This is a genomic window from Micromonospora rifamycinica (assembly GCF_900090265.1).
GTDB lineage: Bacteria > Actinomycetota > Actinomycetes > Mycobacteriales > Micromonosporaceae > Micromonospora > Micromonospora rifamycinica.
In genome coordinates this window covers 4,879,155-4,898,054 of record NZ_LT607752.1, presented here as the reverse complement: position 1 = coordinate 4,898,054, position 18,900 = coordinate 4,879,155, and the positions used below count along the sequence as shown (strand labels likewise).

General features: G+C 74.6%; 12 protein-coding genes and 2 pseudogenes. 4 read left to right on the top strand and 10 right to left on the bottom strand.

Translation table 11 applies throughout. The features are described 5' to 3' along the window. Positions 1-18: 18 nt before the first annotated feature. From folE to GA0070623_RS30090, 4 genes are all read right to left on the bottom strand, one after another. A complete protein-coding gene (gene folE, locus GA0070623_RS20350; RefSeq protein WP_067302263.1) occupies positions 19-681 on the bottom strand; it encodes a GTP cyclohydrolase I FolE in 663 nt (220 codons plus the stop codon). Positions 682-716: 35 nt separating this feature from the next. Further along, the gene (gene ftsH / locus GA0070623_RS20345; RefSeq protein ID WP_067302267.1) at positions 717-2,723 is read right to left on the bottom strand and encodes an ATP-dependent zinc metalloprotease FtsH; all 2,007 of its coding nucleotides are present in this window, start codon (positions 2,721-2,723) and stop codon (positions 717-719) included. Positions 2,724-3,277: 554 nt separating this feature from the next. Next, a complete protein-coding gene (gene hpt, locus GA0070623_RS20340) occupies positions 3,278-3,853 on the bottom strand; it encodes a hypoxanthine phosphoribosyltransferase (RefSeq protein WP_067302270.1) in 576 nt (191 codons plus the stop codon). Positions 3,854-3,953: 100 nt separating this feature from the next. Next, complete coding sequence (locus GA0070623_RS30090) at positions 3,954-4,103, bottom strand: hypothetical protein (RefSeq protein WP_157517444.1); 150 nt, start codon at positions 4,101-4,103, stop codon at positions 3,954-3,956. Positions 4,104-4,241: 138 nt separating this feature from the next. Between GA0070623_RS30090 and GA0070623_RS20335 the strand changes: the two genes are divergently transcribed. After that, positions 4,242-5,207 carry a GlxA family transcriptional regulator gene (locus tag GA0070623_RS20335; protein ID WP_067302273.1) on the top strand — a complete coding sequence of 322 codons (966 nt, stop codon included), beginning with the start codon at positions 4,242-4,244 and terminating at the stop codon, positions 5,205-5,207. A 28-nt stretch (positions 5,208-5,235) separates the two neighbouring features. Here the strand turns inward: GA0070623_RS20335 and GA0070623_RS20330 are convergent, their stop codons facing one another. The 5 genes and pseudogenes from GA0070623_RS20330 to dacB form a co-directional block, all read right to left on the bottom strand. After that, a complete protein-coding gene (locus GA0070623_RS20330; RefSeq protein ID WP_067302276.1) occupies positions 5,236-6,864 on the bottom strand; it encodes a gamma-glutamyltransferase family protein in 1,629 nt (542 codons plus the stop codon). Between the two features lie 89 nt (positions 6,865-6,953). Next, a pseudogene (locus GA0070623_RS31560) lies at positions 6,954-7,196 on the bottom strand (TilS substrate-binding domain-containing protein); the annotation flags it as partial. A 30-nt stretch (positions 7,197-7,226) separates the two neighbouring features. Continuing rightward, positions 7,227-8,126: pseudogene (gene tilS, locus GA0070623_RS31555) on the bottom strand (tRNA lysidine(34) synthetase TilS); the annotation flags it as partial. Between the two features lie 57 nt (positions 8,127-8,183). Then, a complete protein-coding gene (locus GA0070623_RS20320; RefSeq protein ID WP_067306535.1) occupies positions 8,184-9,251 on the bottom strand; it encodes a zinc-dependent metalloprotease in 1,068 nt (355 codons plus the stop codon). Between the two features lie 109 nt (positions 9,252-9,360). Further along, positions 9,361-10,779 carry a D-alanyl-D-alanine carboxypeptidase/D-alanyl-D-alanine endopeptidase gene (dacB, locus tag GA0070623_RS20315; protein WP_407938006.1) on the bottom strand — a complete coding sequence of 473 codons (1,419 nt, stop codon included), beginning with the start codon at positions 10,777-10,779 and terminating at the stop codon, positions 9,361-9,363. 518 nt (positions 10,780-11,297) lie between these two features. Here dacB and GA0070623_RS20310 point away from each other — a divergent pair. Continuing rightward, on the top strand, positions 11,298-11,804 hold the full coding sequence (locus GA0070623_RS20310) for an inorganic diphosphatase (RefSeq protein ID WP_067306541.1): 507 nt from the start codon (positions 11,298-11,300) through the stop codon (positions 11,802-11,804). 117 nt (positions 11,805-11,921) lie between these two features. Here the strand turns inward: GA0070623_RS20310 and eccD are convergent, their stop codons facing one another. Continuing rightward, on the bottom strand, positions 11,922-13,322 hold the full coding sequence (gene eccD / locus GA0070623_RS20305) for a type VII secretion integral membrane protein EccD (protein ID WP_067306545.1): 1,401 nt from the start codon (positions 13,320-13,322) through the stop codon (positions 11,922-11,924). Positions 13,323-13,425: 103 nt separating this feature from the next. Here eccD and eccCa point away from each other — a divergent pair, with 103 nt between their 5' ends. Beyond that, positions 13,426-17,397, top strand: a complete 3,972-nt coding sequence (gene eccCa, locus GA0070623_RS20300; protein ID WP_067306549.1) for a type VII secretion protein EccCa — start codon at positions 13,426-13,428, stop codon at positions 17,395-17,397. 75 nt (positions 17,398-17,472) lie between these two features. Then, positions 17,473-18,891, top strand: coding sequence for a type VII secretion-associated serine protease mycosin (mycP, locus tag GA0070623_RS20295; protein ID WP_067306552.1), 1,419 nt, complete (start codon positions 17,473-17,475; stop codon positions 18,889-18,891). Positions 18,892-18,900 lie beyond the last annotated feature (9 nt).

The following is an 18,900-nucleotide window of genomic DNA, read 5'->3' as shown; positions in this document are numbered from 1 at the left end:
CCGACGTCGGGCGTTGGATCAGCGGGGGATTATCAACGACATCGCCTCGGCGCGGGACTTCGCGTCGTGCTGGAGCACGCCGCGGACCGCCGAGGTGATGGTCTTGGCGCCGCTCTTCTGGATGCCGCGCATCGCCATGCACATGTGCTCGCAGTCCAGTATCACGATGACACCGCGTGGTTGCAGCTTGCTCATCAGCAGGTCGGCGATCTGTGCGGTGAGCCGCTCCTGCACCTGCGGGCGGCGGGCGAAGACCTCGACCAGCCGGGCCAGCTTGGACAGGCCGGTGATCCGGCCGTCCGGGCCGGGAATGTAGCCGATGTGCGCGCTGCCCCGGAACGGGAGCAGGTGATGCTCGCAGAGGCTCATCACGTCGATGTCCCGGACCAGCACCAGCTCCTCGTGGTTGGCCTCGAAGGTGGTGCTGAGCACCTGGGCCGGGTCGACCCGGAGGCCGGCGAAGAGTTCGGCGTACGCCCGGGCGACCCGGGCCGGGGTCTGCTGGAGGCCGTCCCGGTCGGGGTCCTCCCCGACCGCGATGAGGATCTCGCGGACCGCCTTCTCGATCCGGCCGAGGTCCATGGTGTCCTCGATCGGGCGGCCGTTGAGTTTTCCGCTGATCAGTCGGGCGGCGACGTAGTCGAGCGCCTCGTCACCGGGCTCGGTGGACGAGGCGGCCAGCCCCGACTGGTCGGGGCTGGCCGCGGCGTCGGTGTTCAGTGCAGACCGTCCGAGTTGTTCGAGGAGCCACCGACGGAGATGCCGTCGGCCGTCGCCTGCGCCGTGAGCTTCTCCTTCTCGGCCGGGGTGAGCACCGGCGGCTCGGTGGAGGGCAGGCGCTTGCCGAAGCCGTTGTACGGGGCCATCGGCGGGCGCTTCACCACCCGGGAGCAGATCCGGGCCATGTCGGCGGTGGAGAGGGTCTCCTTCTCCATCAGCTCCAGGACCATGTTGTCCAGGACGTCCCGGTACTCCACCAGGATCTCCCAGGCCTCGTCGTGGGCCAGTTCGATCAGCGCCCGCATCTCGCCGTCGATCTCGGCGGCCACCGAGTCGGAGTAGTCCCGTTCGTGGCCCATGTTGCGGCCGAGGAACGGCTCGTCCCCGCTGGTGCCGTACTTGATCGCGCCGAGCTTCGAGCTCATGCCGTACTGCGTGATCATCGCGCGGGCCAGCTGGGTTGCCTTCTCGATGTCGTTGCCGGCCCCGGTGGTGGGCTCGTGGAAGACGAGTTCCTCGGCGGCCCGACCACCCAGCGCGTACGCCAGGGTGTCGATCATCTCGGCCCGGGTCTGGGTGTACTTGTCCTCCGTCGGCAGGACCAGGGTGTGCCCCAGCGAGCGACCCCGGGACAGGATCGTCACCTTGTGCACCGGTGCGGCGTGTGGCAGTGCCCAGGCCACCAGCGCGTGCCCACCCTCGTGGTACGCGGTGATCTTCTTCTCCTGGTCGCTCATCACCCGGGTCCGGCGCTGCGGCCCGGCGATCACCCGGTCGATCGACTCCTCCAGCGAGTCGTTGCTGATCGCCCGCTGTTCCTTGCGGGCGGTGAGCAGCGCCGACTCGTTGATCACGTTGGCCAGGTCGGCCCCGGAGAAGCCGGGGGTACGCCGGGCGACCGCGTCGAGGTCGACGTCGGGCGTGAACGGCTTGCCCTTGGCGTGCACCCGCAGGATCGCCTTGCGGCCCTCCATGTCGGGGGCGTCGACCGGGATCTGCCGGTCGAACCGGCCCGGACGCAGCAGCGCCGGGTCGAGGATGTCCGGCCGGTTGGTGGCGGCGATCAGGATGACCCCGCCCTTGGTGTCGAAGCCGTCCATCTCGACGAGCAGCTGGTTGAGGGTCTGCTCGCGCTCGTCGTGACCGCCGCCCATGCCGGCGCCACGGTGCCGGCCGACGGCGTCGATCTCGTCGACGAAGACGATCGCCGGGGCGTTCGCCTTGGCCTGCTCGAAGAGGTCCCGGACCCGGCTGGCGCCGACACCGACGAACATCTCGACGAAGTCGGAGCCGGAGATCGAGTAGAACGGCACCCCGGCCTCGCCGGCGACCGCGCGGGCCAGCAGCGTCTTACCGGTACCGGGCGGCCCGAAGAGCAGCACGCCCTTCGGGATCTTGGCACCCAGGGCCTGGTACTTGGCCGGGTTCTGGAGGAAGTCCTTGATCTCGTGGAGTTCCTCCACGGCCTCCTCGGCCCCGGCCACGTCCGCGAAGGTCGTCTTCGGGGTGTCCTTGGTGATCATCTTCGCCTTGGACTTGCCGAAGTTGAGCACCCGGGAGCCGCCGCCCTGCATCTGCGACATGAAGAAGAGCAGCAGGAGCACGAGCAGCGCGATGGGCAGCAGGTTGACCAGCAGGCTCACCCAGATGCTGTCGGACGACACCTTGGCGTCGGCCGGGCCGGTGACCCGGTTGGCCGCCTTGGCCTCGAGGACCTCGTTCCAGACCTGCTCGCCGGCCTGGTACGGGAACTGGGCCTCGATCCGGTCGGTCGTGGTGTCGCCGAACTTGGTCTTCTCGGCCAGGTTGAGCTGGAGCGTCTGCTCCTTGTCCTGGAAGACGACCTTGTTGATCTTGGCGGTGTGCAGTTGGTCGAGCGCAACGGAAGTGTCCACCCGGTGGTAGCTGGGACCAGCGGTGAACAGCTGACTGAGCACAACGGCGCCGAGGATGACCAGGATGATCCAGACCACCGGTCGGCGGAAGAAACGCGTACGTTCCATGCTGTTGTCGAGCGCCGAGGCGCCCGCATCCTCCTGATCGACGTCCTGACCGTCTGAATGGTGTCGCCGCCGATGGCGGCGTCGAGCCGCCGTGCGGGCCGGCCTCGACCCCGAGGCGCGCAAACTGCCGCACCGCGGTCATTCGACGGTACACCGTGCGCGCGAGGAGCGAGCTTGCGAGCCCCGCAGTCGGGCACATTCGTGACCTCGTGCGCGCGAGGAGCGAGCTTGCGAGCCCCGCAGTCGGGCACATTCGTGACCTCGTGCGCGCGAGGAGCGAGCTTGCGAGCCCCCGCAGTCGGGCACATTCGTGACCTCGTGCGCGCGAGGAGCGAGCTTGCGAGCCCCCGCAATGGCGGGCCTGCCAGCCCGGAGCCCCACGGACGGCGTACCGGGTTCAGCCGGCGTGACGGGAACTGCGCACCGACCCCGCCGACCGCCCGGTCGTGCGGGTCGGGGTGCCGGACGCGGAACTGCTCCACGCCACCGGACCCCACGGTAGCCGGGTTGGCTGGGAGCCCGCTGTACGTCGGCTCGATGACCGGTCGGGCGGGTCAGGCGCGGGCGTAGACCTCGGGCTTGAGCACGCCCACGTACGGCAGTTCGCGGTAGCGCTCGCCGAAGTCGAGGCCGTAGCCGACCACGAACTCGGTGGGGATGTCGAAGCCCACGTACTTCACCGGGACGGTGACCTTCACCGCGTCCGGCTTGCGGAACAGGGCCACCACCTCGACGCTGGCGGCCGACCGGGACTCCAGGTAGCGCAGCAGCCAGGACAGGGTCAGGCCGGAGTCGACGATGTCCTCGACGACCACCACGTGCCGGCCGGCGATGTCTCGGTCCAGGTCCTTCAGGATGCGTACCACCCCGGAGGAGGTGGTGCCCTGGCCGTACGAGGAGATGGCCATGAAGTCCAGCTCGACGGGCGGACCCTGGCGGCCCAGCGCGCGGGCGAAGTCGGCCATGAACATGACCGCGCCCTTGAGCACGCAGACGAGCAGCAGTCCGTCGGTGACTCCGGCGTAGTCCGCCGAGACCTGCTTGGCCAGCTCCGCGGTCTTCTCGCGGATCTGCGCCTCGGAGATGATCACGTGATCGATGTCGGCGTCGTACCAGGAGCCGTCAGCCATGCTCCTAGCCTGCCGTACGCCGGCCGGCTCCCGTCGGCGGGGCCACACCTTTCGGCGCGGCCCCGCCACGGGTTTTTCCGACAGACCGGGAGCAATCACGTCAGCAGACCCGGGATCGCCAGCGGCGCCCCTCGTCAGTGGGCTTCCAGTCGGCGGAGTCGCGGGTGTCGGCGGTCAGGCCGGACGCCGGGGCGGCGGCCAGCACGGCGAGGAGGAGCAGAAGCAGCAGGAACTCCATGGCGGCGCTCACTTTCTGATCATCTGAGTGGTTTTCGCCGCCGGCGCGCACCGGACTGACTCCAGTTTCCGCCGTCCACGGGCACCGGAACAGTGGCAGAAATGCCATACCTCCTCGATTTTCTGCCACCACTGCGGTTACCCTCGTCACATGATTCGATCGGTAGCCGTCATCGCGTTGGACCGGGTGGCCGTCTTCGAGCTCGGCGTACTCACCGAGGTGTTCGGCACCGACCGCACCGAGGACGGCTTCCCCGGCTACCGGTTCACCGTCTGCACCGCCGACGGCGGCCCGGTCCGTACCGCGTCCGGCTTCGGCCTCACCCCGCAGGCCGACCTCGCCCCCGTCGACGAGGCCGACCTGGTCGCCGTCCCCGCCTACACCCGGGGCGGCGAGATCCCCGAGGCGGTGCTGGCCGCGCTGCGCCGGGCCGCCGACCGGGGGGCCTACGTGTTCAGCGTCTGCTCCGCGGCCTTCGTGCTCGGCGCGGCCGGCCTGCTCGACGGCCGGGAGTGCACCACCCACTGGAAATACGCCGACGAGCTGCAACGCCGGCACCCGTCGGCCCGGGTCCGCTGCAACAGCCTCTACGTGGCCGACGGAACGGTGCTGACCAGCGCCGGCACCGCCGCCGGCATCGACGCCTGCCTGCACCTGGTCCGGCAGGAACACGGCTCGGGCACCGCCACCCGGCTGGCCCGCCGGATGGTCGTCCCCCCGCACCGCGATGGCGGCCAGTCCCAGTACGTCGAGGCGCCGATCCCCGCCACCCCCGACGCCCCCACCCTCGAACCGGTGCTGAGCTGGCTGGTGGGGCACCTGGACCGGCCGACCACGGTGGACGAGCTGGCCGCCCGCGCCGGGATGTCCCCGCGCACCTTCGCCCGCCGGTTCCGGGCCGAGACCGGCACCACCCCGCACGACTGGCTGACCAACCAGCGGGTGCTGCTGGCCCGGCGGCTGCTGGAGGAGACCCACCTCAGCGTGGAGAGTGTGGCCGACCACTCGGGCTTCCCCGACGCCGCCGCCCTGCGCCACCACTTCGCCCGCCGGGTGGGCACCACCCCGCAGGGCTACCGCACCACCTTCCGCGACCGCGTCCCCGCCGCCGGCTGACCCCCCGCGCCGCGTCCCCGGTCGGAGGTCAGTAGCCCACCGCCGCGCCGTCGACCCGGGGCTCCGTGCCGACCACCCAGCCGCCGGCCGGAGCCCGCCGCAGCGCCTGCCCGTACCCGAAGACCGACGGCTCGGCCGCGACGGTCACCTGGTGGCCCCGGGCGCGCAACCCGGCGACCAGGCCGGGCACGGCCGCCAGGGCCGGCTCGACCAGCAGCGTCCGGCCGGCGTGCCAGTACCAACGGGGGGCGTCGAGGGCGGCCTGCGGGTCGAGGCCGCCGTCGACGGTCCCGGCGACCCACTGGAGGTGGCCCTGCGGCTGCATGTGCCCGCCCATCACCCCGAACGGGCCGACCGGGGCGCCGTCGCGGGTCAGGAAGCCCGGGATGATCGTGTGGAACGGCCGCTTGGCCGGTCCGACCACGTTGGGGTGACCCGGATCGAGCCGGAACCCGGTACCCCGGTTCTGCAGGGCGAAGCCGTACCCGGGCAGCACCACCCGGGAGCCGAACCCCAGGTAGGTGGACTGGATCAGGCTGACCATCAGGCCGTCGGCGTCGGCCGTGCACAGATAGACGGTGCCGCCCCGCTCCGGGTCGCCGGCCACCGGGGCACCGGCCCGGTCGGTGAGCAGCGTCCGCCGGGCCGCCAGGTAGCCCGGGTCGAGCAGGCCGGCCGTCGGTACGTCGACGCGCTCCGGGTCGGCCACGTGCGCGTGCGCGTCGGCGAAGCCGAGCTTGACCGCCTCCACCTGCCGGTGCACCCGCTCAACCGGGTCACCGGCCGGGTCGAGGCCGTCCAGGATGCCCAGCGCCGACAGCGCGGCGAGCCCCTGCCCCGGCGGCGGCAGCTCCCACACCTCGTGGTCCCGGTAGCGGACGCTGACCGGATCGACCCAGGTCGAGGTGTGGGCCGCCAGGTCGGCGGCGGTGAGGAAGCCGCCGGTACGGGCGGCGTGCCGGTCCAGTGCTTCGGCGATGGTGCCCCGGTAGAAGGCGTCCCCGCCGGTCCGGGCGATCAGCCGCAGCGTGCGGGCCGCCGCCGGGTTGCGCCAGTGCTCACCGGGGCGCGGCGCCCGACCCGCCACCGTGAAGACCCGGTTGAACTCGGCGTACTCGGCGTCGGTCGGCGTGGGCTGGGCCACGGCCCGCGCCCAGGTGGCGGCGGTGCCGGCGGAGACCGGATGTCCGTCGTCGGCGTACCCGATCGCGTCGGTGAACAGGTCGGCGAAGGGCAGCACACCGAACCGGTCGTGCAGGTCCCGCCAGCCCGCCGGGGCACCGGGCACGGTCACCGGCAGCCAGCCCCGGGCGGGCATCGCCGGACCGGCCGCCTGCGCGCCGCCGAGCGCGTCCACCGCCGCCACCGGCACCCCGGCGGTGGCGGTCAGCACCAACTCCCGGGTCAACGCGGCCGGTGACCGCCCGGCGGCGGCGAGGCCGTGCAGCCGGTCGCCGTCCCAGACGATGGCGAACAGGTCACCGCCGATGTCGTTGGACGGCGGTTGCACCACCGTCAACGTGATCGCGGTGGCCAGCGCCGCGTCGACGGCGTTGCCGCCGCGCCGCAGCACGGCCAGGCCCGCGGCCGCCGCGAGCGGGTGGCTGGTCGAGACGGCACCGTGCGGGGCGAACAGGGCACGCCGGGGGTACGTCACCCGCCATGTCTACCGCACCGGACCGGCCGACCACCCGCGCCGGCCGATCTCTCGCGCCGGCCGGGAACGCCGCCGGGAGTCGGCGGGGATCAGTCGACGGGCAGCAGCCGACCGTCGCGGCGACCCACCCGGCGGCCGCCCGGCAGGGCGGTCGGCCCCTGGCCACGCCAGGCGGTGACCAGCGCGTCCAGCGCGTCGACGTGCCGGTGCGACAGCGCGCCGGGGGTGGCGCCCAGCTCCCGCGCCCAGGCGTGCAGCACCCGGCCACGTACCGCACCCGGCAGCCCGGCCAGCGCCGCGACCGACAGCCCGCCCCCTGCCCGCACCCCGGACCCGTCCGGCGCGGAACCGTCGCGCGCCGGACCGCCCCGCGCGGAACCGTCCAGCGCGGAACCGTCCAGCGCGGAACCGTCCAGCGCGGAACCGTCCAGCGCGGAACCGTCCAGCGCGGAACCGTCGAACGTAGACCCGTCCGGCGCGGAAGCGTCGGACGCGGACCCGTCGGATCCGGCCCGGGGGGTGGCGAGGGCGGCGGCGGCCAGGTCGTCCAGCGCGGCGGTGTCGGCGGCCAGCAGCCGGGCCGTCCGGGCCAGGTTGTCCCGCACCCCCAGGCCGAGGGCGGCGACCAGCGCCGGCAGCGCGTCGGCGCGGACCCGTGCCCGGGCGTACGACGGATCGGTGTTGTGCGGATCCTGCCAGGGGACCAGGCCCAGCGCCGCACACGCGTCACGGGTCTGCTCGCGGGTGACGTCGAGCAGTGGGCGCAGCAGCGGCACCCCGGCCACCTCCCGCCGGGTGGGCATCCCGGCCAACCCACGCGGGCCGGCGCCCCGGGCGAGCGCCAGCAGCACCGTCTCGGCCTGGTCGTCGCGGGTGTGCCCGAGCAGGACGGCGACGGCCCGGTGCCGTCGGGCGGCGTCCGTCAACGCCTGGTAGCGGGCCTGCCGGGCCGCCGCCTCGGGGCCACCGGGACGCCCGGCCACCGTCACCGGCACCGCCTCGGCCGGATCGAACCCGACCCGCCCGGCCCACTCGGCGACCGCGGCGGCCCGCTCGACCGACCCGGCCTGCAACCCGTGGTCGACGGTCACCAGTCCCGCCGACCGGCCCAGGCGGGCCGTCACGAAGGCGGTGGCCACGGCGAGAGCCAACGAATCAGCCCCGCCCGAGCAGGCCACCAGGACCGGTCCGTCGGCGGGCAGCCCGGCCAGCGCGCGGCGTACCGCGACCCGGACGGCGGCCACCGACGGGGCGGGCGCCACCCCGGGCCGCCCCCCGGCCACCTCCGGGACAGCGGGGGTACGCCGGCCGCCCACCGCTCAGCCGGCGGTCGGGGTGGCGCCGGTCGGCCCGTGCACCCGGGCCACCCAGGCGGCCGGGTCACCCAGCTCGTCCAGCCGGGGCAGGGTCAGCGGCGAACCGAAGATCTTGTTGAAGCCGGCCATCCCGACCTGCTCGACCACGCCGTGCACGAACTTGCGGCCCTCGGCGTACTGGCGCATCTTGACGTCCACGCCGAGCAGCCGGCGGATCGCCTTCTCCAGCGGATTGCCCGCCGCACGACGTCGGTCGAACCCCGCCCGGATCCGCTCCACGCTGGGGATGACCTGCGGGCCGACGCCGTCCATCACGAACTCGGCGTGCCCCTCCAGCAGGGTCATCAGCGCGGTGAGCCGGTCCAGCACGGCCCGCTGCGCCGGGGTCTGCACGATGTCCAGCACGCTGGTGCGGCTGTCCGGGTCCTTCACCGCGTCGGAGAGCGTGGACACCCCCCGGCGCAGTCGTTCGACCAGGTGCTCGGTGCCCTGTGAGGCGTCCACGAACGCCTGCACCTCGCCGAGGAAGTACGCCCGCATCCACGGTACGGCGGTGAACTGGGTGCGGTGGGTGACCTCGTGCAGGCAGACCCAGAGCCGGAAGTCCCGCGGGTCGGCCCCCAGCTTCCGTTCCACCTCGACGATGTTCGGCGCGACCAGCAGCAGTTGCCCGGGGTCGGCCGAGAAGACCTCGTACTGGCCGAGCACCCGGCCGGACAGGTACGCCAGCACGGTGCCGGCCTGCACCCCGGTGAGCCGGGAGCCGACCGCCTCGGTGAGCACGCCGGGCGGCTTGTCCCCGGAGAGCCTGCTGACCAGCGGGGTGATCACCTCACGCAGGCCGGCGATGTTGGTGGCCGCCCAGTCCCGCCGGTCCACCACCCGTACCGGCGGATGATCCACCTGGGCGCGCAGCCCCGTGTAGTCGGCTACGTGCCCGGCCGCCTCGTCGGTGAGCCGGCGTAGTTCGCCGACCACCTCGGTGGCCTCCGCGTACGACACGCGGGGGCCCGACTTGCTCAGCGCCCCCGCGGTGGCGGCGGCCAGATCCCAGTCCACGAACTGCGCCATGGCACCCACCGTACCCGCGCCGCGACACCCCGGCCGGTCGCGCGGGGTGGGGCACCTCGTGCCCGGCCGCCCGACGGCAGCCCGGCAGCGGCACTCGCAGCCGGTCAGGTCAGCGGCAGCCGCAGCCGGCCAGGGCGCCGGCGATCCGGTCCAGCGCCGCCCGCGTGACCTCCGGGTCGCCCGCCGGTGCCTGGTCGGTGAGCACGGCGAAGGTGAGCAGCCGGCCGTCGCGGGTGGTCACCAGGCCGGCGATGGCGTGCACCCCGGTCAGCGTGCCGGTCTTGGCCCGGACCACGCCGGCCCCCGCGGCGGTGGCCGTCGACTCGTACCGGGTACCGAGGGTGCCCGACCAGGCGGCCACCGGGAGGCCGCCGAAGATCGCCGTGAGTTCCGGATGGGTGCCGTTGCCGGCCGTCGCGATCAGGTCGGTGAGCAGCGAGGGGCTGATCCGGTTGCTGCGGGACAGCCCACTGCCGTCGGCGAGGCTGATCTCGTCGGCCGGCAGACCCAGCTCGCCGATCACCTCGTCCATCGCCGCCGCCCCGCCGCCGAAGGAGGCCTGCTGGTTGCGGGCCAGGGCGACCTGCCGGGCCAGGGCCTCGGCGATCACGTTGTCGCTGTCGCTGATCATGAGGTCGACCAGCCGGACCATCGGCAGCGATTCGACCCTGCCCAGCTCGGTACCGGGCGCGGGTGCACCGGTCGCCGACGTGCCGCCGGCCGCCGGAGCGGTGCCCCGGACCACCCCGCTCTGCGGCAGGCCGAGCAGCCGGGCGAACGAGCGGCCGGCGGCCAGGTCCGGTTCGGCGTACCGCTCGGCCGCGCCGTGGGAGTCGGCGAAGTTCTTCCGCGCCCGCACCGGATCCCGGCGTGCTCCGTCGGTCATCAGCGCGGTGATCGACGCACCGAACCCGCCGGTCGGGATGTCCGCGTCCCAGCCGGGGCCGTGGACCGGGCCGGGGAAGAGCGTGGAGTCGACCATCACCCTGGTCGGGGCGGTGCCGCCGAGGGCCTGCTTGACCTGCGCGGCGAGGGTGTCGAGCCGGGCCGCGCCGGGGTAGAAGCCGTTCTTGTCGACGGCCAGCGTCGGGTCGCCGCCGCCGACCAGCACCACCTCGCCCGGGTTCGCCCCGGCGAGCGCCCGGGTCGCGATCCGGTGGCCGGGACCGCGTGCCTTCAGCACCGTCACCCCGGTCGCGAGCTTGGTGACCGACGCGGGGACGGTCGCGTCGTCGCCCCCCTTGGCGTACAACGACTCACCGGTGACCACGTCGGCCACCGACAGGTTGACCCGGCTACCCAGGGCGGCGGCGCTGGTCAGCGGCTCCACCGCGGCGCGTACCCCGGCGGCGGTCGGCTGCGGCGCGGCGGCGTCCGGGCCGGCGAGCACCGGGGCGGGGGCGGGCTCGGGGGGCGGTGCGGCGGCCGACGGGGTGCCGGCCTCCGCTCCCAGCCAGCCGGCGACCGGACCCGGGCGGAGGACCACCGTCGCCCCGGCGAGGCCGACCAGCAGCACGGCGACCAGCAGCACCGGCAGCCACCGCCGACGTCGGCGCGGCGGCGCGGCGGGCGGGGGTGCGGTGGACAGGGGCGCGGCGGGCGGGGGCGGGCCACCGCCGTTCGGCGACGCGGCGACCGGGGCGGACCCGACGGCCGCCCGACCAGCGGTGGTCGCGGACGGCGGTCGCCAGGCCGGCGGCGGCCCGGAGGCCGGACCGACGAGCGGCGGCCCCGAGGCCGGAGCGGCGGACGGCGACACGGGAGCCGAGTCGGGGCGACGGGGAACGCTCGCGTCGGGCACCGAGACCCGGCCGGTGGCCCCGCCGGTCACGGACCGGCCCGATCCCCGCCCGTCAACCCCCTCCGGGCGGTAGTGTGAATCTTCCCTCCCCACGACCCCCTCCTCCCGCCGCCGAACTCGCCTGGGTGACACTACTTCGGTCCGAAGACTATGCGGCGTCCGGAGCCGGCGGGTGGCCATTCATCCGCTCCGGGGGCGTCAGTGGTTCCGTTCAGCCAGCGTGGGCAGACGAGGGAGCGTGGGAGATGGATTTCGACGTCACGGTTGAGATCCCGAAGGGTCACCGCAACAAGTACGAGGTGGACCACGCGACCGGCCGGATCCGGCTGGACCGCACCCTGTTCACGTCGACCCAGTACCCGGCCGACTACGGCTTCATCGAGGGCACCCTCGGCGAGGACGGCGACCCGCTGGACGCCCTGGTGCTGGTCCCCGAGCCCACCTTCCCGGGCTGCCTGATCCGCTGCCGCACCATCGGCATGTTCCGGATGACCGACGAGAAGGGCGGCGACGACAAGGTCCTCTGCGTGCCCTACGAGGACCCCCGCCAGGAGCACCTGCGCGACATCCACCACCTGGGCGAGTTCGACCGGCTGGAGATCCAGCACTTCTTCGAGGTCTACAAGGACCTCGAACCGGGCAAGTCGGTCGAGGGCGCGACCTGGGTCGGCCGGGTCGAGGCCGAGGCCGAGGTGCGGGCGTCCTACCAGCGCGCCCGCGACGCCGAGGCGCAGGGCGGCACCGGACACTGAACCACCCGTTCCACCGAGCGGCCCGGACCCGTCGGTCCGGGCCGCTCGACCATTCCGCCCACCGGACCGACCGGGCGCGGCGGCCACCCGCCCACCGGACCGACCGGGCGGGGGCGGTCAGCCCAGCAGGCCCCGGGCGGCGTCGTAGAGGTCCAGCACCGCGCACGCCACCGGCACCACCGAGACCACCAGCGCGGTGTCGGTCAGGTCGGCCAACCGACCGAGGTACGGCGAGACCGGCCGCCGGGCGTACGACGTGCCGGCGGTGACGGCGACCAGCGCGAGCAGCAGTCCGCCCCCGCTCAACGCCAGCAGCCCCGCCGCCCCGGCCCGGCCGGCGAGCACCGCGCCGAGCACCGCGAACCCGGCCAGCCCGGCCGTCACCGGGGGCACCCGGTGCCGGACGGCCACGAACAGCCGGGAACGTAGCACCAGCACCGCCGAGCCGACCGCCACCAGCACCGGCCCGGCGACCCCGCGGCTCGCGGCGAGCACCAGCACCGCGGCGACGACCAGCACGGCGTGCCCGATCAGCATCCCGGTCAGCATCTCCTCGCTGCGGGCCACCGCCGCGTGCACCCGCTCCCGGTCCGGTAGGTCCCGTACCCCGTCCGGGCCACCCGTCGGGCCGTCGGGCAGGGTGATCGGGGGCAGCGGCACCTTGCCCAGCCGGATCGCCAGCAGCGGCACCGCCCCGAGGGCGAAGACCAGCACGCAGAGCAGGACGGCGGCGGTGCCGGCCGGGGCGAGCAGCAGCCCGGTCAGGCCGGCGAGCGCGCCCACCGCGCCGGCCGTCGCGCCGGCCACGAAGACCCGGAGCCGGGTGGCGACGCCGAACAGCCCCAGCACGGCGGCCAGGAGCAACCCCACCGCACCGGCGAGGAGTTCGGGCGCACCGAGCCAGGGCAGCGGCCGGAACACCCCGACCGGGTCGCCGGAGCTGACCGCGAGGGCGGCCGCCACCGCGGCGTACGGCAGGGCGTAGCCGCCGAGGGTGGCCCCGGTCGGGCCGTCGCCGTACGCCCGGGAGGCGATCGTGCCGGCGAGGGTGAGCAGCAGCGCGACCGTGCCTCCGGCGGCCCAGCCGGCGGTCTCCCCCGGCCCGGCCAGCAGCACGGCGAGCAGTCCCACGGCGAGCGGCACCCCGGCCCCGGCCAGCGCGGCGGCCCGGGTGGCCGGCGGCGACCAGGCGGCGCCCCGTCGACGGGCGCCCTCGGCGATGGCCTCGACCACGTCGTCGTACTCCAGCTCGGGCCACTGGTCCCGGGCGGGCACCAGGTGCAGCACCTCGCCGTCGCGCACCCCCTGCGGCAGCAGTGGCTGGGCGGTCAACAGCACCGCGCCGTCGGTACGCCGCAGCACCCAGCCGCCGTGCCGCTCGCCGTCGTCGGCCAGCCCCTCCCCGGCGTGCCGCAGCACCTCGGGCAGCAGTTCGGCCAGCGGGACCTGCTCCGGCAGGGCCACGTCGACGCGTCGCCCCGGGGCGCTGATGGTGACCCTGGCCAGCCCGATGGTCATCGACTGGACTCCATCTCGTTCGGGAGCGGTGGCTGACGGACGACGCGCACTTTACCTACGATGAGCCAGGTTCGGGTTACCGAGCGCCACAGGGAGGTGCTTTTTGTCCACTGTCGTCATCAAGCGGCCACCGCGCCGGCCCGCGCCGGAGATCCCGGTCGGCGAGCTGCCCGTGGAGGGTCCGCCGGAGATCCCGGTGGTCACCGGCGGACGCTGGCAGCAGGCGCTGATGGTGCTGCCGATGCTGGGTGGCACGGTGGCGATGGCGATGATGTTCGGCCGGGGCGGCGGCGCCTACTCGTACGTGGTCGGCGGGATGTTCGGGCTCTCCTCGGTGGCGATGCTGATGACCTCCTGGGGGAGCGCCTCGGGCACGCCGAAGAAGTCGGAGATGATGGCCGCCCGCCGGGAGTACCTGCGGCACCTGGCCGCGCTGCGGCGACGGGTCCGGCAGACCGCCCGGCAGCAGCGGGCCGGGCTGTACTACCGGCATCCCGACCCGGGGCGGCTCTGGTCGACGGTGGACAGTCACCGGGTCTGGGAACGTCGCCCCGGCGACCCGGACTTCGGCGTGGCCCGGGTCGCCGTCGGGCCGCAGACGCTGGCCACCCCGCTGGTCCCGCCGGTCACCCGCCCCCTGGAGGAGCTGGAGCCGATGACCGCCGGGGCGCTGCGGCGCTTCCTCGACGCGTACTCGGTGGTGCCGGACCTGCCGGTGGCGCTGTCGCTGCGCAGCTTCGCCCGGGTCTTCGTCCGGGGCGGGCCGCCGGGCGGCACCGGCGGGGCGGCGCAGAGCGGCGGCACCGGATCGCCCGACGCGCAGGCGCTGGCCCGCGCCATGGTCACCCAGCTCGCCGTCTTCCACGCCCCCGACGAGCTGCTCGTCGCCGTCTGCGCCGGCCCGGAACGGCGTCGGCACTGGGAGTGGGTGAAGTGGCTGCCGCACGCCCACCACCCGAGCAGGGTCGACGCGCTCGGCCCGGTCCGGCTGGTCACCAGCTCCGCGGTCGAGCTGGAACGGCTCCTCGACGAGGTGCTCGCCAGCCGCTCCCGGTTCAGCCCGGCCGGGCCGGCCACCGACGGCCCGCACGTGGTGGTGCTCCTCGACGGCGGTGACCTGACCGACGCCACCGAGCTGACCGGCGACGGCGGCATCGACGCGGTGACCGTGCTCGACCTGGACACCCCGGCACCGCGCCTGCTGGACCGCTTCGCCCTGCTGTTGGAGGTCCGCGCCGGCCGGCTGCACTCCTGGTCGGCCGAGGGGCACGCCGAGGTGGGCACCGCCGACCGGCTGGCCGTCGCCGACGCCGAGGCGGTCGCCCGGCGGCTCGCCCCGTTGCGGCTCGCCGCCGCGGCCCGGGGCACCGAGGCCGCCCCGGGGGCCGAACCCGGCCTGCCCGAGCTGCTGGGGCTGGGCGATCCGGAGGGGTTCACCGCCGACCAGGGCTGGCTGCCCCGCTCGCCCCGGGACCGGCTGCGGGTGCCGATCGGCGTCGGCGCGGACGGCGGCACGGTCGAGCTGGACCTCAAGGAGTCGGCGCAGGACGGGATGGGCCCGCACGGGCTGCTGATCGGGGCGACCGGGTCCGGCAAGTCGGAGCTGCTGCGCACCCTGGTCCTGGCGTTGGCCGCCACGCACAGCTCGGAGCAGCTCAACTTCGTCCTGGTCGACTTCAAGGGCGGGGCCACCTTCGCCTCGTTCGACCGGCTGCCGCACACCGCCGCGGTGATCACCAACCTGGTCGACGCACTGCCGCTGGTCGACCGGATGGTGGACGCCATCAACGGCGAGCTGATGCGCCGCCAGGAGCTGCTGCGCCGGGCCGGCAACTTCGCCGGCCTGCGGGACTACGAACGGGCCCGGACGGCCGGTGCCCCGCTCGCCCCGCTGCCGTCGCTGCTGCTGGTCTGCGACGAGTTCTCCGAGCTGCTGTCGGCCAAGCCCGACTTCATCGACCTGTTCGTGCAGATCGGCCGGCTGGGCCGGTCCCTCGGCGTGCACCTGCTGCTGGCCAGCCAGCGGCTGGAGGAGGGGCGGCTGCGCGGGCTGGACACCCACCTGTCGTACCGGATCGGGTTGCGCACCTTCTCGGCGCTGGAGTCCCGCACGGTGCTCGGGGTGCCGGACGCCCACGAGCTGCCGCGCTCCCCCGGGCACGGTTACCTGCGCGCCGGCACCGACCCGCTGGTCCGGTTCCGGGCCGCGTACGTCTCCGGTCCGGTCCGCCGCCGGGGTGCGACGGCCACCGGTGGGGCGGGCGGCGCGGCCCGGCTGCTCGCCTTCTCCACCCATGTCGTGCCGGTGCCGGAACCGGCCGTCGCGGTGCCCCCACCGGCCGTCGAGGAGGAGGCCGAGAGTCTGCTCGACGCACTGGTCGGCCGGCTGGCCGGGCAGGGACCGCCGGCCCACCAGGTGTGGCTGCCGCCGTTGGAGCACGCGCCCACCCTGGACGAGCTGCTCGGTCCACCCGTCGTCGACCCGCAGCGTGGCCTGTGCTTCGCCAATCCGGAGCTGCACGGTGGTCTCCAGGTGCCGGTGGCGGTCGTCGACAAGCCGTACGAGCAGCGCCGCGACCTGCTGTGGTTGGCGCTCGGCGGCGCGGCCGGGCACGTGGCCGTGGTCGGTGCTCCGCAGAGCGGCAAGTCGCAGGCGTTGCGGACGCTGGTCTGCGCGCTCGCGCTCACCCACACCCCGGCCGAGGCGCAGGTCTACTGCCTGGACTTCGGCGGCGGCGGGTTGACCGCGCTGCGGGAGCTGCCGCACGTGGGCGGGGTCGCCGGCCGGGCCGACCCGACGGTGGTCCGGCGGACCGTGGGCGAGATCGCCACCCTGCTCGCCGAGCGGGAACGCCGCTTCACCGAGCTGGGGCTGGAGTCGACGGCCGCCTGGCGTGAGCGGCGTCGGGCGCTCGCCGCCGCCGGTCAGCCCACCGACGACCCGTTCGGTGACGTGTTCCTCGTCGTGGACGGCTGGGCCACCCTGCGGGGCGAGTACGACGACCTGGAACCCCTGATCACCGACCTGGCCACCCGGGGCCTGTCGTACGGGGTGCACGTGGTGGCGAGCGCGGTGCGTTGGCTGGACTTCCGGCCCGGCATCCGGGACCTGTTCGGTTCCCGGCTGGAGCTGCGCCTGGGTGACCCGTCCGACTCGGTGGTGAAGCGGGCGGCGGCGGCCGGCGTACCGGAGCAGCCGGGGCGGGGGATCACCGCGCAGAGCCTGCACTTCCTCACCGCCCTGCCGCAGCTCGCCGGCGGGGATCCGGCGGAGTTGGTGAAGGCGGTCGGGGCTGCCTGGTCGGGGCCGGTCGCGCCCCGGGTCCGGTTGCTCCCGCCGGTGCTGCCCTACGCCGAGCTGGACCGTACCGCCGGCACCGGCCTGGCGTTCCCGGTCGGGATCGCCGAGGCCGACCTGCGACCGGTGCTGCTCGACTTCGCCACCGAGCCGCACTTCGTGGTCTTCGGCGACGCCGAGTGCGGCAAGTCGTCGTTCCTGCGGGCGCTGGCCACCTCGATCGTCGAGCGGTTCACCCCGGAGCAGGCCCGGGTGATCCTGGTCGACTACCGGCGCAGCCTGCTCGGCACCGTCGAGACCGACCACCTGATCGGGTACGGCACGGCGGCGGCGCACACCACCGAGCTGATCGAGTCGGTCGCCGGCTACATGCGGGACCGGCTGCCCGGGTCGGGGGTCACCCCGGCGCAGTTGCGCGACCGCTCCTGGTGGTCCGGCCCGGAGCTGTTCATCCTGGTCGACGACTACGACCTGGTGGCCAGTGGTCCGGCGAACCCGCTGCACGGGCTGGAGGAACACCTGCCCCAGGCGCGCGACGTCGGCCTGCACCTGGTGCTGGCCCGCCGCTGCGGTGGCGCCGGCCGGTCCCAGTACGAGCCGATCGTGCAGCGGTTGCGGGAGCTGTCCACCGCCGGTCTGGTGATGAGCGGCAGCCCGGACGAGGGGCCGTTGGTCGGCGCGGTGCGGCCGGGACCGTTGCCGGCGGGGCGTGGTCGGCTGGTCACCCGGCGCGAGGGCGTACGCCTCGTGCAGCTGGCACATCTGCCGCCGCCGTGATCCGGGTGTGTCGGAACGTGCCGTCTCGGCAGGGGGAACCGGTAATCTCCGAGCAGCAGGTGTCCCGCGCGATGAATGGCTGACGATGTGACAAGGGTTCGGCAGGGCTCTCCGACCGCGCTGCACCGGTTCGCCGGGCGGGCGCTGCTCGGTGTCGCGGCGACCACCGTCAGCGTGCTCGGCGCGGCCCCGGCTGTCGTGGCGGCCCCGCCGTCGGTCGTCCCGGGGCACCGGCCGTCGGTCGCCGGGACGCCGGCCCGACCGGCCGTGCTCGCCGGCCAGCCGGCCACGGTGGTCGTGCCGCGCGCCGCCGGTCCGCTGTCCGAGCCCGACTTCGCCCCGGTGGAGGCCCGCGCCGACCGGGTCCGCGACGACCAGTTCCAGCTCGACACGTTGAACGCGGCGACCGCGTGGCGTACCTCGACCGGCCGCGGTGTCACGGTGGCGGTGATCGACTCCGGGGTGGACGGTGGCCATCCCGACCTGGTCGGCCAGGTGCTGCCGGGGATGGACCTGGTCTCCCCCGGCGGCACGGACGAGCCGGACCCGGTGGGGCACGGCACCACGGTGGCCAGTCTGATCGCCGGGCGCGGCGACGACCGGCGGGGCGTGGTCGGGCTCGCCCCGGACGCCCGGATCCTGCCGGTCCGGGTGCTCGACGACGAGAACCGCTACGACGACGCGATGATCGTCGCCCGGGGGGTGCGCTGGGCGGTGGACAACGGCGCCCGCGTGATCAACCTGTCGCTGGGCGGCAGCGGTGACAGTCCGGCCCTGGCGGCCGCGCTGGACTACGCGTTCGCCCGGGACGTGGTGGTGGTCGCCTGCACCGGCAACGTCGCCACGTCCACCACGTCGAAGGTCTGGTATCCGGCGCGGGAGCCCGGGGTGATCGCGGTGGCCGGCCTGGAACGCGACAGCGAGAACCTCTGGTCCGGTTCGATCACCGGCCACCCGACCACGCTGACCGCCCCGGCGACCGGCCTGGTCGGGGCCCGCCCGCCGAGCAACTACTGGGGGGTGCAGGGCACCAGCTTCGCCGCGCCGCTGGTCGCGGCGACCGCCGCCCTGGTCCGCTCCCGCTACCCCGACATGTCCGCCGGCGACGTGGTCAACCGGCTGCTGGGCACCGCGAAGGACATCGGCCCCCCCGGCCGGGACGACCGCTTCGGGTACGGCATGGTCGACCCGGTCGCCGCGCTCACCGCCGACCTGCCCCTGATCCACCGCAACCCGTTGGACGACAACGACTCCCCCGGCGTGGCCGGGTTCGGCCCGGCCCCCGGTTCCGTCGCGGACACCCGGGCCGGCGGCACCGGCAGCGACCCGCTCGGCTTCACCGCGCCCCGGCAGCACACCCGGTGGACGGCCCAGCCGGCCGGCGGTGCGGACGACGCCGCCCCGCGCCGGTTGTGGACCGGGGTCGCCGTGACGGTCGCCCTGGTCATCGGGGTGGCGTTGATGGTCCGCCGGTTCCGGCTGTGGGGTCGTTGAAGCGGGCCT

Excerpts from the sequence above, each read along its gene's own strand:
- eccD (WP_067306545.1), bottom strand. The coding sequence starts at position 13,322 with ATGACCATCGGGCTGGCCAGGGTCACCATCAGCGCCCCGGGGCGACGC.
- GA0070623_RS20335 (WP_067302273.1), top strand. The coding sequence starts at position 4,242 with ATGATTCGATCGGTAGCCGTCATCGCGTTGGACCGGGTGGCCGTCTTC.
- hpt (WP_067302270.1), bottom strand. The coding sequence starts at position 3,853 with ATGGCTGACGGCTCCTGGTACGACGCCGACATCGATCACGTGATCATC.
- ftsH (WP_067302267.1), bottom strand. The coding sequence starts at position 2,723 with ATGGAACGTACGCGTTTCTTCCGCCGACCGGTGGTCTGGATCATCCTG.
- mycP (WP_067306552.1), top strand. The coding sequence starts at position 17,473 with ATGGCTGACGATGTGACAAGGGTTCGGCAGGGCTCTCCGACCGCGCTG.
- GA0070623_RS20310 (WP_067306541.1), top strand. The coding sequence starts at position 11,298 with ATGGATTTCGACGTCACGGTTGAGATCCCGAAGGGTCACCGCAACAAG.
- GA0070623_RS20320 (WP_067306535.1), bottom strand. The coding sequence starts at position 9,251 with ATGGCGCAGTTCGTGGACTGGGATCTGGCCGCCGCCACCGCGGGGGCG.